The sequence below is a fragment of the Paenibacillus sp. FSL K6-1217 genome (assembly GCF_045040735.1).
Classification (GTDB): Bacteria; Bacillota; Bacilli; order Paenibacillales; family Paenibacillaceae; genus Paenibacillus_AQ.
On the sequence record NZ_CP150271.1, the window covers coordinates 4,315,778 to 4,331,305 of the forward strand.

The 15,528-nt window shown below is 47.2% G+C and carries 28 protein-coding genes; 2 read left to right on the top strand and 26 right to left on the bottom strand.

What is annotated here, in order from left to right; genetic code table 11:
* Positions 1–4: 4 nt before the first annotated feature.
* From map to MHH28_RS19150, 25 genes are all read right to left on the bottom strand, one after another.
* Entirely contained in the window at positions 5–757 is a 753-nt protein-coding gene (gene map / locus MHH28_RS19030; RefSeq protein WP_405104561.1) for a type I methionyl aminopeptidase, read from the bottom strand.
* 4 nt (positions 758–761) lie between these two features.
* On the bottom strand, positions 762–1,406 hold the full coding sequence (locus tag MHH28_RS19035) for an adenylate kinase (RefSeq protein WP_405104562.1): 645 nt from the start codon (positions 1,404–1,406) through the stop codon (positions 762–764).
* A 98-nt stretch (positions 1,407–1,504) separates the two neighbouring features.
* Positions 1,505–2,803 carry a preprotein translocase subunit SecY gene (gene secY / locus MHH28_RS19040; protein WP_036721825.1) on the bottom strand — a complete coding sequence of 433 codons (1,299 nt, stop codon included), beginning with the start codon at positions 2,801–2,803 and terminating at the stop codon, positions 1,505–1,507.
* Positions 2,803–3,243: a 50S ribosomal protein L15 gene (gene rplO, locus MHH28_RS19045; protein WP_036692409.1), complete on the bottom strand. Its 441-nt coding sequence runs from the start codon at positions 3,241–3,243 to the stop codon at positions 2,803–2,805. Before rplO ends, secY begins: the two co-directional genes overlap by 1 nt.
* A 40-nt stretch (positions 3,244–3,283) precedes the next feature.
* Positions 3,284–3,469 carry a 50S ribosomal protein L30 gene (gene rpmD, locus MHH28_RS19050; RefSeq protein WP_019908243.1) on the bottom strand — a complete coding sequence of 62 codons (186 nt, stop codon included), beginning with the start codon at positions 3,467–3,469 and terminating at the stop codon, positions 3,284–3,286.
* A 14-nt stretch (positions 3,470–3,483) separates the two neighbouring features.
* Positions 3,484–3,981 carry a 30S ribosomal protein S5 gene (rpsE, locus tag MHH28_RS19055; protein ID WP_036652980.1) on the bottom strand — a complete coding sequence of 166 codons (498 nt, stop codon included), beginning with the start codon at positions 3,979–3,981 and terminating at the stop codon, positions 3,484–3,486.
* A gap of 26 nt (positions 3,982–4,007) precedes the next feature.
* Positions 4,008–4,376, bottom strand: a complete 369-nt coding sequence (gene rplR / locus MHH28_RS19060; RefSeq protein WP_405104563.1) for a 50S ribosomal protein L18 — start codon at positions 4,374–4,376, stop codon at positions 4,008–4,010.
* An 84-nt stretch (positions 4,377–4,460) separates the two neighbouring features.
* Positions 4,461–5,003: a 50S ribosomal protein L6 gene (gene rplF / locus MHH28_RS19065; protein ID WP_036721827.1), complete on the bottom strand. Its 543-nt coding sequence runs from the start codon at positions 5,001–5,003 to the stop codon at positions 4,461–4,463.
* Between the two features lie 30 nt (positions 5,004–5,033).
* Complete coding sequence (gene rpsH / locus MHH28_RS19070) at positions 5,034–5,432, bottom strand: 30S ribosomal protein S8 (RefSeq protein WP_019908239.1); 399 nt, start codon at positions 5,430–5,432, stop codon at positions 5,034–5,036.
* A gap of 32 nt (positions 5,433–5,464) precedes the next feature.
* Positions 5,465–5,650: a type Z 30S ribosomal protein S14 gene (locus MHH28_RS19075; RefSeq protein ID WP_036589425.1), complete on the bottom strand. Its 186-nt coding sequence runs from the start codon at positions 5,648–5,650 to the stop codon at positions 5,465–5,467.
* Between the two features lie 44 nt (positions 5,651–5,694).
* Entirely contained in the window at positions 5,695–6,237 is a 543-nt protein-coding gene (gene rplE, locus MHH28_RS19080; RefSeq protein ID WP_405104564.1) for a 50S ribosomal protein L5, read from the bottom strand.
* A 30-nt stretch (positions 6,238–6,267) separates the two neighbouring features.
* Positions 6,268–6,621, bottom strand: coding sequence for a 50S ribosomal protein L24 (rplX, locus tag MHH28_RS19085; protein WP_019908235.1), 354 nt, complete (start codon positions 6,619–6,621; stop codon positions 6,268–6,270).
* Between the two features lie 56 nt (positions 6,622–6,677).
* Entirely contained in the window at positions 6,678–7,046 is a 369-nt protein-coding gene (rplN, locus tag MHH28_RS19090) for a 50S ribosomal protein L14 (protein ID WP_036680556.1), read from the bottom strand.
* Positions 7,047–7,086: 40 nt separating this feature from the next.
* A complete protein-coding gene (gene rpsQ / locus MHH28_RS19095) occupies positions 7,087–7,353 on the bottom strand; it encodes a 30S ribosomal protein S17 (protein ID WP_173140476.1) in 267 nt (88 codons plus the stop codon).
* A gap of 43 nt (positions 7,354–7,396) precedes the next feature.
* The gene (gene rpmC / locus MHH28_RS19100; RefSeq protein WP_019908232.1) at positions 7,397–7,594 is read right to left on the bottom strand and encodes a 50S ribosomal protein L29; all 198 of its coding nucleotides are present in this window, start codon (positions 7,592–7,594) and stop codon (positions 7,397–7,399) included.
* Entirely contained in the window at positions 7,584–8,018 is a 435-nt protein-coding gene (gene rplP / locus MHH28_RS19105; RefSeq protein WP_039298647.1) for a 50S ribosomal protein L16, read from the bottom strand. Before rplP ends, rpmC begins: the two co-directional genes overlap by 11 nt.
* A 2-nt stretch (positions 8,019–8,020) precedes the next feature.
* Positions 8,021–8,686, bottom strand: coding sequence for a 30S ribosomal protein S3 (gene rpsC / locus MHH28_RS19110; RefSeq protein WP_173140474.1), 666 nt, complete (start codon positions 8,684–8,686; stop codon positions 8,021–8,023).
* Positions 8,687–8,699: 13 nt separating this feature from the next.
* Positions 8,700–9,032: a 50S ribosomal protein L22 gene (rplV, locus tag MHH28_RS19115; RefSeq protein ID WP_036680546.1), complete on the bottom strand. Its 333-nt coding sequence runs from the start codon at positions 9,030–9,032 to the stop codon at positions 8,700–8,702.
* A gap of 31 nt (positions 9,033–9,063) precedes the next feature.
* Positions 9,064–9,342 (bottom strand): 30S ribosomal protein S19, encoded by a 279-nt coding sequence (rpsS, locus tag MHH28_RS19120; protein WP_036692395.1) that lies wholly within the window; start codon positions 9,340–9,342, stop codon positions 9,064–9,066.
* A 77-nt stretch (positions 9,343–9,419) separates the two neighbouring features.
* The gene (gene rplB, locus MHH28_RS19125; protein ID WP_405104565.1) at positions 9,420–10,250 is read right to left on the bottom strand and encodes a 50S ribosomal protein L2; all 831 of its coding nucleotides are present in this window, start codon (positions 10,248–10,250) and stop codon (positions 9,420–9,422) included.
* 27 nt (positions 10,251–10,277) lie between these two features.
* A complete protein-coding gene (rplW, locus tag MHH28_RS19130; RefSeq protein WP_019908225.1) occupies positions 10,278–10,571 on the bottom strand; it encodes a 50S ribosomal protein L23 in 294 nt (97 codons plus the stop codon).
* Positions 10,571–11,194: a 50S ribosomal protein L4 gene (gene rplD / locus MHH28_RS19135; protein ID WP_036721837.1), complete on the bottom strand. Its 624-nt coding sequence runs from the start codon at positions 11,192–11,194 to the stop codon at positions 10,571–10,573. Before rplD ends, rplW begins: the two co-directional genes overlap by 1 nt.
* Before the next feature lie 25 nt (positions 11,195–11,219).
* Positions 11,220–11,843, bottom strand: a complete 624-nt coding sequence (gene rplC, locus MHH28_RS19140) for a 50S ribosomal protein L3 (protein WP_036692386.1) — start codon at positions 11,841–11,843, stop codon at positions 11,220–11,222.
* Positions 11,844–11,881: 38 nt separating this feature from the next.
* Positions 11,882–12,190 (bottom strand): 30S ribosomal protein S10, encoded by a 309-nt coding sequence (gene rpsJ / locus MHH28_RS19145; RefSeq protein WP_017692074.1) that lies wholly within the window; start codon positions 12,188–12,190, stop codon positions 11,882–11,884.
* A gap of 236 nt (positions 12,191–12,426) precedes the next feature.
* Positions 12,427–13,146, bottom strand: coding sequence for a Crp/Fnr family transcriptional regulator (locus MHH28_RS19150; protein ID WP_405104567.1), 720 nt, complete (start codon positions 13,144–13,146; stop codon positions 12,427–12,429).
* 193 nt (positions 13,147–13,339) lie between these two features.
* On the opposite strand from MHH28_RS19150, the gene MHH28_RS19155 reads away from it, so the two are divergent.
* Positions 13,340–13,756 carry a V4R domain-containing protein gene (locus MHH28_RS19155; protein WP_405104569.1) on the top strand — a complete coding sequence of 139 codons (417 nt, stop codon included), beginning with the start codon at positions 13,340–13,342 and terminating at the stop codon, positions 13,754–13,756.
* A gap of 34 nt (positions 13,757–13,790) precedes the next feature.
* On the top strand, positions 13,791–14,132 hold the full coding sequence (locus tag MHH28_RS19160) for a cupin domain-containing protein (protein ID WP_405104571.1): 342 nt from the start codon (positions 13,791–13,793) through the stop codon (positions 14,130–14,132).
* A 163-nt stretch (positions 14,133–14,295) separates the two neighbouring features.
* Here MHH28_RS19160 and tuf read toward each other — a convergent pair whose 3' ends face one another.
* Positions 14,296–15,486 carry an elongation factor Tu gene (tuf, locus tag MHH28_RS19165; protein ID WP_173140462.1) on the bottom strand — a complete coding sequence of 397 codons (1,191 nt, stop codon included), beginning with the start codon at positions 15,484–15,486 and terminating at the stop codon, positions 14,296–14,298.
* Positions 15,487–15,528: the final 42 nt, after the last annotated feature.

A 15,528-nucleotide genomic window follows, 5' to 3' on the forward strand; every position in this document is an offset into this window, starting at 1 on the left:
TCACCTACGCATTCAGTTTTGTGAAAATTTCCATGCCGTCCGGTGTAACTGCTACTGTATGCTCGAAATGAGCACATAGTGAGCCGTCTACCGTAACGACCGTCCAGTTATCATCCAGTGTTCTGACATAACGTTCTCCGGCGTTGACCATCGGCTCAATGGCGAGTACCATACCCGGCTTCAGTCGTGGTCCGCGGTCCGCTATGCCATAGTTCGGAATTTGCGGTTCTTCATGCAGTTCTGCCCCAATGCCATGACCAACATACTCGCGGACAACGGAGAACCCCGCGTCTTCAATGTATGTTTGGATTGCATGGGAGATTGTAAACAGGCGCACATCCGGTTTGACTAACGCCAGTCCAGCGTACAGGGAGCCTTCCGTGACATCCAGCAGACGCTGAGCCTCTTCGGAAATGCTGCCCACCCCGTAAGTCCAGGCGGAATCACCGTGATAACCGCGGTACTCCGCACCGATATCCAGCGTAACGATGTCGCCTTCTACCAGTTTGCGTTTCCCAGGAAATCCATGCACCAATTGTTCGTTGACTGAAGCGCAAATGCTGGCAGGAAAACCGTTGTAGCCTTTGAAAGACGGCACAGCACCCTGACTGCGAATGTACCCATCGGCGATTCTGTCGAGCTCACCGGTCGTAATGCCCGGCTGGATAGCCTCAGCAATTAGACGGTGACTCTCGGCAACAATTCGACCAGCTTCCCTCATAAAGACAAGTTCCTGTTCGGATTTGCAAATGATCATTACATTAACCCCGCAGCATAGATACGATTTCAGAAGAAACGACATTGATTTCGTTTTCTCCGTTTACCTGACGCACAAGACCTTTATCGTCATAAAACGCAAGCAGCGGCGCTGTCTTGTTATCATACTCATCCAGACGCTTGCCTACGCTCTCTTCGTTGTCATCCGGACGCTGATACAATTCACCGCCATCAATGTCGCAGATGCCATCTTGCTTCGGCGGGTTGAAAATTAAATGGTAGGAGGTTCCGCAAACTGAACAGATCCGGCGTCCGGTAAGACGCGCCATCAGCAGTCCGCGGTCCACATTCAAGTTGACCACGTGATCCAGTGAAGTGCCAAGCCGGCTGAGGATTTCTCCCAGCGCTTCCGCTTGCGAAAGGGTTCTTGGAAAGCCATCCAATAAAAAACCTTTTTCGCAATCGGACTGCTGCAGCCGTTCTTCGACGATTCCAATAGTCACATCATCAGGTACAAGCAAGCCTTGATCGATATAAGATTTAGCCTTCAGCCCTACCGGAGTCCCCTGCTTGATTGCCAAGCGGAAGGCATCTCCTGTGGAAATATGCGGAATGCCAAGTTCCTTCACAACAACAGCGGCTTGTGTTCCCTTGCCTGCCCCAGGAGGGCCCATGAATAAAATGTTCACGATTCTCTTCTCCCCCCGAAAGTTCGCCACCAAGCAAGAAACAGCACAATAGGTACCGGGAAGTTTAAAACCTTAGGTACTTCGCCGGAACCTATCGCCTATTTATTGATGAAGCCTTTGTAATGGCGTTTGATCAATTGGCTCTCGATCTGCTTCATGGTATCCAGTGCAACACCGATAACGATCAGCAGTGCCGTACCACCAATCTGCACTTGCTTTGGTAACCCGGATAACGATCCAAATAATACTGGCAGTACAGAGATTAATGACAGGAACAGCGCACCGGACATGGTCAGACGCGACATTACTCTAGTCAGATACTTCTCAGTTGCCTTACCTGGACGTATACCTGGAATGTATCCACCATTCTTTTTCATATTGTCAGCCATTTGCTGCGGGTTCATCTGGACAAACGTATAGAAGAACGTAAATCCGATGATCATGACTACATACAGCAGCATGCCGAGCGGCTTGGTATGATCCAGATTGGCCGAGACCCATTTAGCCCAAGCATGGGTGGACCAGAAGCTCGATAAAACGACCGGGAATTGAAGTAGCGAAACGGCGAAGATAACAGGAATTACACCAGCCGCATTAATTTTAAGCGGAATGTGCGTATTCTGTCCACCGTACATTTTGTTACCGACTACGCGTTTGGCATATTGTACCGGGATTTTACGGATACCTTGTTGAACAAAGATCACCCCGACAATAATAGCAACAACCACGATCAGTACAATAACGACTTTAAGAATATTCAGGAACATCTGACCCGGCTGGATAAAGCTTGATTGCGCCGTAGTGGTGATATATCCCGGAAAGGCGGCGACGATTCCCGCAAAAATCAGGATCGAAATCCCGTTTCCTATACCCTTTTCAGTGATCTGCTCACCTAACCACATCAAGAACGATGTACCCGCCGTCAATATGATCGCAATAAGCAGGTAATCCGCAAAGGTTGCATTTGGAATCATCTCAGTGCCATAAATCCGGTTGAACCCGATAGATGTGGCAAACGCTTGAATCAAACCTAGCACTACTGTGCCGTAACGCGTAATTTGCGCCAGCTGCTTTTTCCCGTGTTCCCCTTGCTTAGCCCATTCGGCAAACTTAGGGACAACATCCATCGAAAGCAATTGAACGATGATGGATGCTGTAATATACGGGTAAATGCTGATCGCAAAAATCGAGAAGTTTTTGAGCGCTCCGCCCGAGAAGGTGTTCAAAAGACCCATCAAAGCGTCTCCGCCCTGATTTGTTGATTCCAGTACTTCTTTGTTCACACCGGGAACCGGTACAAACGAACCGATGCGGTAAATGATCAGAACGAACAGGGTAAACAGGATCTTTTTGCGCAAATCTTCAACATGCCATATATTCTTAAGCGTCTTGAACATTAGATCACCTCGGTTTTACCGCCGGCAGCTTCAATTTTCTCTACCGCAGATTGAGAGAACTTATTTGCTTTGACAGTTAATTTAACAGCCAGTTCACCATTGCCGAGAATCTTGATGCCGCTCTTAGTGTTGCTGACAACACCAGTTTCAAGCAAAAGCTCAGGAGTTACTTCTGTTCCTTCTGCAAAGCTATTCAGATCTTCCAGGTTCACAATCGCGTACTCTTTACGGGTAGGATTGACGAAACCACGTTTAGGCAGACGACGATAGAGTGGGTTTTGTCCACCCTCGAAGCCTGGACGTACACCACCGCCGGAACGGGAGTTTTGACCTTTATGACCACGGCCCGAAGTTTTACCGTTACCGCTACTTGGTCCACGACCAACGCGGTTGCGTTCTTTACGTGATCCAGGAGCTGGAGCAAGTTCATGTAACTTCATCGTTTGCACCTCCTTATGTTTGTTAATTTATGCGAGGCTTTTAGCCTTCAATTTCAGTAACGGACAGCAAGTGGCTCACTTTGTTGATCATCCCGCGAATTGCAGGAGTGTCGTTGTGAACCACGGACGAGTTGGTTTTGCGCAGGCCGAGCGTCTTAACAGTAACACGTTGTGTTTCTGGACGTCCAATTACACTGCGTACGAGGGTAATTTGCAATTTAGCCATTGACGTTCCCCTCCTTAACCGCGTAATTCTTCGACAGATTTGCCGCGAAGCTTCGCGACCTCTTCAATGCGTTTCAGACGGGAAAGACCCTCTAAAGTAGCATTGACCATATTCATGGAATTCGAAGAACCCAAAGATTTTGTCAAGATGTCGCCAACGCCTGCCAATTCAAGCACCGCACGAACCGGTCCACCAGCGATAACGCCGGTACCTTCGGATGCTGGTTTCAGCAGAACGCGTCCTGCGCCGAAATGTCCAGTAACCAGGTGAGGAATCGAAGTTCCTACGATTGGAATGTGGATCAGGTTTTTCTTGGCGTCTTCAATGCCTTTACGGATGGCATCCGGAACTTCGCCGGCTTTACCGATACCAGCACCAACGTAGCCGTTGCCGTCGCCCACAACAACAAGTGCACTAAAGCTGAAACGGCGTCCGCCTTTTACAACTTTTGCAACACGGTTGATGTGTACAACTCTTTCTGTCAGTTCTAAACTGTTCGGATCTACACGCAAGTCGTTAACCTCCTTTTAGAAATATTCTAGAATTCAAGACCAGCTTCGCGAGCTGCGCTAGCCAGAGCCTGAATCCGTCCATGGTACAAGTATCCACCGCGGTCAAATACAACCACAGCATAACCCTTTTCTTTGGCACGCTCAGCGATCAATTGACCCACTTTGCTTGCAGCTTCAACGCTGCCGCCATTTCCGATTGTAGCACTCAATTCTTTATCCAGTGTGGAGGCAGAAACGATAGTTACGCCTGTCACATCATCAATCAGTTGAGCGTAGATGTGTTTCGCAGAACGGAACACATTCAAACGTGGACGCTCAGTAGTACCCTGGATCTTCTTACGAACACGCAGGTGTCTCTTGAGACGAGCCTTGTTTTTATCCTCTTTTGTAATCATGACTTCCCTTTCACTCCCTTCAGTTTGCCGTAAACAGCTTCACTTTAAGATGCACGGGGTATCTTACAATTAAGGTAGAGCTGGTTATTTCTTCTTACCAGCTTTACCTTCCTTGCGGATGATACGCTCGCCTTCATATTTGATACCTTTACCTTTGTATGGTTCAGGTTCACGTACGGAACGGATTTTGGCAGCATAAGCGCCAACGCGTTCTTTGTCAATACCTCTAACGATGATCTTCGTGTTCGCAGGAACATCGAACTCGATTCCAGCTTCCGGTGTGATTTCAACCGGATGGGAGTAACCAACGTTCAGTACGATTTTATCTCCGGATTTGCTTGCACGATATCCGACCCCAACCAGCTCCAGAGATTTCGAGAAACCTTCAGTCACACCACTCACCATGTTGTTGACAACGGAGCGGGTTGTGCCGTGAAGTGAACGATGCAATTTGTTGTCCGACGGGCGAACAACAGTGATTTCGTTATTTTCAACTGTAATCTTCATGTCTTTATGAAGCTCACGAGTCAAAGTGCCTTTAGGACCTTTTACTGTAATAACGGCGTTGTCCAAAGTGACATCTACACCGCTAGGTACTGCGATTGGTTTGCGACCAATACGAGACATGTGTTGCACCTCCTTATCTTGTGACGTTTATTACCAAATGTAGCAGACAACTTCTCCGCCGGATTTAGATTGACGAGCTTCTTTGTCGGTCATAACTCCCTTAGATGTGGAGATAATCGCGATTCCAAGGCCACCGAGTACACGAGGCACTTCATTGCTCTTCGTGTATACGCGAAGACCTGGTTTACTGATTCTTTTCAGACCGGAGATAACGCGCTCCTGGTTCGGGCCGTATTTCAGGAAAATACGGATAATCCCTTGTTTGCTATCTTCAACGAATTCAGCATCACGGATGAAGCCCTCACGCTTCAAGATGTCCGCGATTTGTTTTTTCATAGTAGAAGCAGGCATTTCTACTGTCTCGTGACGCACAGTGTTGGCGTTACGAATACGAGTAAGCATATCTGCAATAGGATCAGACATAGTCATGTGTGTAAACCTCCTTCCCGTTTATAAACTTCTTACCAACTTGCTTTTTTCACGCCAGGAATCTGGCCTTTATAAGCTAATTCACGGAAACAAATTCTGCAAATTTTGAACTTCTGCAGTACCGAATGTGGACGACCACAACGCTCGCAACGTGTGTATGCACGTACTTTGAACTTAGGCTCGCGCTGTTGTTTAACTTTCATTGAAGTCTTTGCCACTTAGACTGACACCTCCTAAACATTTTCGGAGAAATGGATGATTCTTATTTCGTGAAAGGCATTCCCAGCTGATTCAGCAGCTCACGGGATTCCTCGTCCGTCTTAGCAGTCGTTACAATAACGATGTCCATACCGCGAACCTTATCCACTTTGTCATACTCGATTTCCGGGAAGATCAATTGCTCTTTAAGACCCAGTGTGTAGTTACCGCGGCCATCGAAGGCTTTGCTGGAAACACCACGGAAGTCACGAACGCGTGGAAGCGTTACGTTGATCAATTTATCCAGGAAGAAGTACATGCGCTCGCCGCGCAATGTTACTTTAACCCCGATCGGCATGTTTTCGCGCAGTTTAAAACCGGCGATGGATTTTTTAGCTTTAGTGATTACCGGCTTTTGACCAGAAATCAATTGCATATCGTTAACTGCAGCGTCAAGCACTTTGGAGTTTTGAACAGCGTCACCCACACCCATGTTGATGACGATCTTCTCGATCTTAGGCACTTGCATAACTGTTGTGTAGTTAAACTTCTGCATCAAAGCTGGTGTAATTTCATTCAGATAACGTTCTTTCATTCTTGCTGCCATGAAGATTTACCTCCTTTCATTAGGACTGTATTAGTCGATAATCTCTCCGGATCTTTTTGCTACCCGAACCTTCTTACCGTTATCTAGTACTTTATAGCCGATACGCGTAACTTTCCCGCTCTTCGGATCAATGTGCATTACGTTGGACACATGGATCGAAGCTTCCTGCTCGATGATTCCGCCTTGCGGATTCAACTGGTTAGGCTTCTGGTGTTTCTTCACCATGTTCACGCCTTCTACCAGGACGCGGTTTTCACGAGGATAAGCAGCGATGACACGGCCTTTTTTACCTTTGTCTTTCCCGCTGATCACAAGCACCACATCATCTTTTTTCACGTGCAGTTTATTGTTATGGGATTCCAGAACTTTTTTAACTCTAGGCATTGATTACACCTCCTATAACTGACCTTTTCAAGTACACCCGAGCATTACTCGAATTTTTAGATAACTTCCGGTGCCAAGGAAACGATCTTCATGTAGTCCTTGTCGCGAAGTTCGCGAGCAACTGGTCCGAAGATACGTGTTCCGCGCGGGCTTCTGTCGTCTTTAACAACAACAGCTGCATTTTCGTCAAAAGCGATGTAAGATCCATCTTTACGGCGTACCGAACGTTTTGTACGAACAACTACCGCTCTAACAACATCACCCTTTTTGACAACGCCGCCTGGTGTTGCTTGTTTAACGGAACAAACGATCAGATCGCCGATTGCTGCTGTACGGCGTCCAGTACCACCCAGTACGCGGATACACATCAGTTCCTTCGCACCAGAGTTGTCAGCCACATGCAAACGTGTAAATGGTTGAATCATTATTATTTTCCTCCTTCCGGAAAGGGATCTGCTTCAGGTCTTAGATGATAACCGCTTTTTCTACCACTTCAACCAGTCTCCACCGTTTGTCCTTCGACAATGGACGAGTTTCCATGACTTTCACGACATCACCAATTTTAGCTACATTCTCTTCATCATGTGCCTTGAATTTCTTCGTGGACTTGATGCGTTTGTGATACAGACTGTGCTTTTTATAGGTTTCAACAGCAATTACGATGGTTTTATCCATTTTGTCGCTGACTACTTTACCGATCAGCACTTTACGTGCATTACGCTCTTCGCTCATAATTAGCCTCCTTCCTGATTACGGATTAAGCATCCGCCGTCACTTAACTAATCCCAAGTACTCTTTGATGGATAACGGTTTTAGCACGAGCTATTTCCTTACGCACATCACGAATCCGAGTCGGGTTATCCAGTTGGCCTGTTGCCAATTGGAAACGGAGATTGAAAAGTTCTTCCTTAAATCCGGCGATTTTCTGTTCAATCTCAGCAGTGGTTAAGTTGCGAAGTTCATTAGCTTTCATTTGCTTCACCACCCAATTCTTCACGTTTCACAAACTTAGTCTTTACAGGCAGCTTGTGAGCGGCAAGACGCATCGCTTCACGAGCGATTTCTTCCGACACGCCTCCGAGTTCGAACATAATCTTACCCGGTTTAACTACAGCTACCCACTTCTCAACGTTACCTTTACCACTACCCATACGAACCTCGAGAGGCTTCTGAGTGATTGGCTTATCCGGGAAAATCTTGATCCAAACCTGACCGCCACGTTTGATGTAACGTGTCATCGCGATACGAGCAGCTTCGATCTGACGGTTAGTGATCCAAGATGGTTCCAGGGCCTGCAAACCATATTCGCCGAAGTTCAGTTCGGTTCCGCCTTTTGCCATACCCTTCATGTGACCGCGTTGTTGCTTGCGGTGTTTAACGCGCTTTGGTACCAACATGATTAGTTGCCTCCTTCCTGAGCAGCATGTTTCTTAGCTGGGGGAAGAACTTCTCCACGATAGATCCATACTTTTACGCCGATAAGGCCATAAGTTGTATGTGCTTCAGCTGTTCCGTAATCGATATCAGCACGAAGCGTATGAAGTGGAACTGTTCCTTCGCTATAACCTTCTGAACGGGCAATCTCAGCGCCGCCAAGACGTCCGCCAACCTGAGTTTTAATTCCCTTTGCGCCGGAACGCATAGTTCTTTGAATCGCTTGTTTCAGAGCACGACGGAACGATACGCGACGTTCCAGCTGTTGTGCAATGCTTTCAGCAACAAGAATAGCATCCAGTTCAGGGTGTTTGATTTCATTGATGTTGATGTGTACTTTCTTACCGCCGGCGATAGTTGTAACTGCGCTGCGAAGTACTTCTACTTCTGCTCCGCCTTTACCAATTACCATACCTGGCTTAGCAGTGTGAATTGTAACGTTCACTCGGCTTGCCGCTCTTTCGATCTCGATGCGGGAAACAGAGGAATCTTTCAACTTGCCTTTAAGGTATTCCCGGATTTTGACGTCTTCCATTAAAAGAGTACCGAAATCTTTGCCTGCATACCATTTTGATTCCCAATCGCGAATAATACCGACTCGGAGTCCGACTGGATTTACCTTTTGACCCACGTGTTATCCCTCCTTATTTCTCAGATACCACCAAAGTAATGTGGCTGGTACGTTTATTGATCCGGCTTGCGCGGCCCATGGCGCGCGGACGGAAACGTTTCATTGTAGGACCCTGGTTAACGAAAACTTCGCTTACGAATAAGCTGTTCACGTCCAAAGAGTAGTTATGCTCAGCGTTCGCAATCGCCGAGTTTAGTAGCTTCTCAACAACCGGAGAAGCGGACTTCGGAGTGTGGCGAAGAATTGCAATTGCTTCCCCCACTTGCTTGCCGCGAATCAAGTCAACAACCAGTTTCGCTTTACGAGCGGAAATCCGCACCGATCTTGCATGTGCTTTTGCTTCCATTGTTTTCCCTCCTCTCAAACGAAGACGTTAATTATCTTCTTGTTTTCTTATCGTCACCCGCGTGGCCTTTGTAAGTACGTGTTGGCGCGAACTCGCCCAACTTGTGACCTACCATATCTTCTGTTACGTATACAGGCACGTGTTTGCGGCCGTCATATACACCAAACGTATGTCCGATAAACTGAGGGAAAATGGTTGAGCGACGGGACCAGGTTTTAACTACGACTTTCTTGTCTGTCTCGTTCAAATCCTCAACTTTTTTCAGCAGGTAGCCATCGATGAACGGCCCCTTCTTTAAACTGCGACCCATGTGTGAATCCTCCCTTCATCCGGTTCTTCAAAACCGCGAATCGACGCTTCGCGCTTAACTAACTTGCCTGAAGCGTCTTATTTTGTGCGGCGACGAACGATATATTTATCAGATGCTTTGTTTTTCTTACGCGTTTTGTAGCCGAGGGTTGGTTTGCCCCAAGGTGACATTGGCGATTTCCGTCCGATTGGAGCGCGGCCTTCACCACCACCGTGTGGGTGATCGTTAGGGTTCATGACAACACCGCGTACTTCAGGACGACGTCCGAGCCAGCGGCTGCGTCCGGCTTTACCAATCTTGATCAGTTCATGATCTCCGTTACCTACGGCACCGATTGTTGCACGGCATACGCTGAGGATTCTGCGAACTTCACCGGAGTTCAAACGAACAGAAACGTATTTATCTTCTTTACCAAGCAACTGAGCTTCTGTACCGGCAGCACGAACCAATTGTCCGCCTTTACCAGGTTTCAGCTCGATGTTGTGGATAATTGTACCTACCGGGATGTTGATCAGCGGAAGGCTGTTACCAATTTTGATGTCTGCAGCAGGGCCAGACTCCACTTTATCCCCAACTTTAAGGCCTTTAGGAGCGATGATATAACGTTTCTCTCCATCAGCATAGTGGATCAAAGCAATATTGGAAGTACGGTTCGGGTCATACTCGATTGTAGCAACGCTACCTGGTATGCCGTCTTTAGTCCGCTTGAAGTCGATGATACGGTATTTACGTTTGTGTCCGCCGCCATGGTGACGAACCGTAATTTTACCTTGGTTGTTGCGTCCGGCATGCTTGAACAGCGGGGACAGCAACGATTTCTCTGGCTGGTTTGTTGTAATTTCTTCAAACGTAGACACAGACATGTTGCGTCTTGCCGGAGAGGTCGGTTTGTACTTTTTGATTGGCACTATAGTTTCCTCCTTACTTTAAGAGTATTATTCTACCGCTTCAAAGAACTCAAGCGGCTTGCTGTCCGGGCTAAGCTTCACGATGGCTTTTTTCCACTCCGGAGTATAACCGGAATATTTGCCGTAACGTTTCAGTTTGCCAGGTACGCGCATTGTGTTCACACTAACGACTTTTACTTTAAAAATAGCCTCGACAGCTTTTTTGATTTCGGTCTTGTTAGCACGGATATCCACTTCAAAAGCGTACTTCAGTTCGCTCATGTATTCGGATGTGCGTTCCGTAATCACTGGACGCTTGATTATATCACGAGGATCTTTCATTACGCGAACACCTCCTCTACCTTCAGAACTGCTTCTTTAGTGATGATCAGTTTGTCGTACGTCAGTACGTCAAGAACATTGATGCCGTCAGCCGCTACGAATTTCACCCCAGGGATGTTACGAGCGGAAAGTGCTACATTGTCATCATAACTAGGAGCTACGATCAGGGCTTTGCTGCCCACTTTAAGGTTGTTCAGAATGGCTGCGAATTCTTTCGTCTTCGGAGCATTCAGAGTCAGGCTATCCAATACGATGATGTCATTCTCAAGTACTTTTGAGGACAACGCGGATTTGATGGCCAACCGGCGAACCTTCTTAGGCAATTTCCAGGAATAGCTGCGTGGTGTTGGTCCGAAGACTACGCCGCCGCCTTTCCATTGTGGAGAACGAATGGAGCCTTGACGAGCACGACCTGTACCTTTTTGTTTCCAAGGCTTACGTCCGCCGCCACGCACTTCAGAGCGTCCTTTTACTTTGTGTGTACCACGACGAAGGGAAGCTCTTTGCATAAGTGCAGCTTCATGCAGCACATGTACATTCGGTTCGATACCGAAAACTGAATCACTCAGTTCAACTTCGCCAACTTCGTTACCACTAGTATTGAAAAGTGTTACTTTTGGCATTTCATGTTCCTCCTTTCTTCAATAATTATTTCTTAACGGTCTGTTTAACTTTCACGAAGCTGTTTTTAGGACCTGGAATAGCGCCTTTAACCAGCAGTACATTACGTTCTACGTCAACCCGGATGATTTCAAGCTTTTGAACCGTTATGGTCGTGTGACCCATGTGTCCTGGCAGGCGTTTGCCCTTAGGAACACGGTTAGCCTGGATGGAACCCATGGAGCCCGGTCTTCTGTGGTAACGCGATCCGTGTGCCATTGGTCCGCGGCTTTGTCCCCAGCGTTTGATGTTACCCTGGAAGCCTTTACCCTTCGAAGTACCTGTTACGTCAACAAACTCGCCTTCAGCGAAGATGTCAGCCTTAAGCTCTTGTCCAACCTCGAGTGACCCGAGGTCAACACCGCGAATTTCGCGAACGTAGCGCTTAGGTGTTGCATTTGCCTTTTTGGCGTGACCCTGTTCAGGCTTGTTGGAGCGACTTTCCTTTTTATCGGAAAAGCCCAACTGCACTGCTTCATATCCGTCGATATTCAGGTCTTTCTTTTGCAGTACCACACAAGGTCCAGCTTCGATAACAGAAACCGCAATTACGTTACCTTCTGGAGTAAACACTTGAGTCATACCGAGTTTTTTTCCTAAGATACCTTTCAATGTTGACACCTCTTTTCTTTTCCTGATTACTTAATGAATTACAATTTGATTTCGATATCTACACCGGACGGTAGATCCAAGCGCATCAAGGCATCCACAGTTTGTGGTGTTGGGTTCACAATATCGATCAAACGTTTGTGAGTCCGTTGCTCAAACTGTTCACGGGAATCCTTGTACTTGTGTACCGCACGGAGAATGGTAATGATTTGCTTCTCAGTTGGCAGCGGAATCGGCCCGGATACACCAGCACCCGAACGTTTTGCTGTTTCAACAATTTTCTCTGCGGATTGATCAAGAATTCTGTGGTCGTATGCTTTCAAGCGAATACGAATTTTTTGCTTTGCCATTTTAGTCCCTCCTTCTATCGCCCAATTTATTATCGGACATACTCCGTGAAAATTTTCCGACGTCGACCTCATGGCAAAGGGGCCGGGTGTGTCAGTAACCTCTCACATCATCGCAACGTCTCAGAACAACATTTATTATTATATCTAATAGGCGGCTATATTGCAAGAGCCTTTGCATAACAAATCAGCTTTTCCAGAAAAAAACTTCAATATTACCCGAATATCTCTGAAAATAATTAATTACTGATTTCAGCGAGCTGAATTAGTGCTTCCATCTCCAGAATATTCACGGTTCTCTTATGCATGGCGATGATCTTAAGGGCTTCCAGCTTGTTCAGCTTACGGCTTAGGGTCTCGGCAGTAGTACCGATCATTGCAGCCACCTCTTTTTGCGCCGACGGCAGATCTACGGAATGTCTCAGAGCTTGCACCGCCATAGCCGGTTCCGGCAAGTTGCGCGTGTATAAGTACACTAGAAGCCGGGCTAACCGCTTTTCCACTTCAAACATATGCAGTGCCCCTGCTGACTCTTCGGCCAGATGCAGCTGCTCGCTGACAGACATCAGGAAGCTGAACGCAAGGCCCGCATTCTTCTCCAGCAGAGGAATGAAATCCTTCCGGTGCATCCGGCACACCACTCCGCTCTCAATCATCTCCGCTGTTACATCATTATTTTTATTATGAAGCAAGGCAAACTGTCCGAAGTAATCCCCTGGGAAAAGAAACCGGACAATATGCTGTTTGCCCTCTTTACTGTTCTTCGTCAATTTGATAAGACCGTTCTTCACTACATATAAGGCTTCAGACGCCTCTCCCTCTCTGCAGACCTGACTGCCCTTCTTATATGAATGGGATTCTGTGATCGATTCTATGATAACCAGCTCCGCATCGGACAAGCCCCTGAATACCGGAACCTGACGCACGCAGGTATGCGAGCTGCACGTGTTACACTCCATCATGCTTCCTCCTTTACTGCCGCTTATTCCACCATATCAATGATAGAAGCAATGCCGGGTGACTGGACGCACAGTTTTTCATAAAACTTGATCTATATCAAGGATTAACATACCCGCAGCCTATACAATAGGTTTATAGAGAGAAAAGGAGTTGACGCACTTGCTGCAATACACTTTTGCTGATATGCGCCAGATGGAGAGAACAACCCTGGGCAACATGGTACCTCTTGAACTATTCCGGACTATCCGTCTCATCGGAATGAACCAGGGATTGCCGTTAGGCGGAAAAGGAACTACTGTTACCATTGGCAGAAAGATTGGCGAGAGCCTGCCTGTCACTTCCGTTGAAGAGCTACTGCAGATCTTTGAGGAGCTCAAAATCGGAATACCCCGGATTGTTCATTCGGATGAGCGCAGGATCAATATTGCTGTTGAAGATTGCTTCTGCAAAGGACTGCCTTCCCTGGAGGATGAGAAGATGGTCTGTGATCTGGAGGGTGCCATTATTGAAGGTGCGCTTTGCAAAATTCTCGGCCGCAAGGTTTCAGTGAAAGAGATCAAATGTAATGTCACCGGTCATGAGCATTGTGAGTATGAAGTTAGGCTGTAAACAATAATAATTCACACGAAAGCAGGGATTTATCATGGAAAAGAAAACATTAGCAGAGGCAGTACAGTATCAAGAGGAGCGCTTTACCAAAAAGATCATATTCCAAAAAGGGGATAGCGTTGTATTCGTGCTTAATTTCATGCCCGGGCAAAAGCTGCCCGTTCACAAGCACCCCGGAGCAGACGTCTACATCCTGGCCTTACACGGTGATGGTGCCATTCATGTTAATGAAGAAGAGTTCCCCTTTGTCCAGGGAGAGACCATCTACATCGCCGGTGACGAGTCATTCGCTTATACGAATAACAGTTCATCTCCGTCCAGTCTGCATGTGGTATTATCCAAATTGCCCAATGCGGATTATGCGAAGGAAATCTAAACCACTCAATTTAAAAATACAAAAGACCGTTACTCTTCTGGAGCAGCGGTCTTTTTGGCATATCTGCCGGTTCTTTTATACAGCCTTGCACAACAAAAACAGGGCCCCTTCGTTAGAAGGGGCCCTGACTTATATTCGGTCTATCCTCACGGATAGAGTCGAATTATTTCTGGATGGAAGCTACGGAACCGGCACCAACTGTACGGCCGCCTTCGCGAATGGAGAATTTAGTACCTTCTTCAATAGCGATTGGGGAGATCAGTTGAACAGTTACGGTGATGTTGTCACCAGGCATAACCATTTCAGTACCTTCTGGCAGGTTGATGATGCCAGTTACGTCAGTTGTACGGAAGTAGAACTGTGGACGGTAACCAGTGAAGAATGGTTTGTGACGTCCGCCTTCTTCTTTAGTCAGAACGTAGATCTGAGCAGTGAACTCAGTGTGTGGCTTAACAGAGTTCGGCTTAGCCAATACTTGGCCACGCTCGATCATGTTACGGTCTACACCACGCAGCAGTGCGCCGATGTTGTCGCCCGCTTGTGCGGAATCGAGCAATTTACGGAACATTTCTACGCCGGTAACAACGGATTTCTTAGTTTCTTCGTGAATACCTACGATTTCAATTTCTTCTCCGACTTTAACTGTTCCGCGTTCTACGCGGCCAGTTGCCACGGTACCGCGGCCAGTGATGGAGAATACATCTTCGACAGGCATCAGGAAAGGCTTGTCAGTCTGACGTTCTGGAAGCGGGATGTATGTGTCGATCGTTTCGAACATTTCAACGATCTTCTGTGCATACTCGCCATCAGGGTTCTGCAGTGCTTCACGAGCAGATCCGCGAACGATTGGAGTGTCATCGCCTGGGAAGTCGTATTCGCTCAACAGATCGCGAACTTCCATTTCAACCAGTTCCAACAACTCTTCGTCTTCAACCATGTCGCATTTGTTTAGGAATACAACGATGTAAGGAACACCTACTTGACGGGACAGCAGGATGTGCTCGCGAGTCTGTGGCATAGGGCCGTCAGCTGCGGATACAACCAGGATCGCTCCGTCCATTTGCGCTGCGCCAGTGATCATGTTTTTAACATAGTCGGCGTGTCCAGGGCAGTCTACGTGAGCGTAGTGACGGTTAGGAGTTTCATATTCAACGTGAGCGGTGGAGATAGTGATACCGCGTTCGCGTTCTTCAGGAGCCTTATCAATTTGGTCGAATGCTACAGCAGCACCACCGTATTTTTTGGACAATACAGTTGTGATTGCAGCAGTCAGAGTTGTTTTACCATGGTCGACGTGACCAATAGTACCAATGTTAACGTGCGGTTTGTTACGTTCAAACTTTGCCTTTGCCATTTGAACAGTTCCTCCTTATTGTGGGGTCCATATATTTGAGCC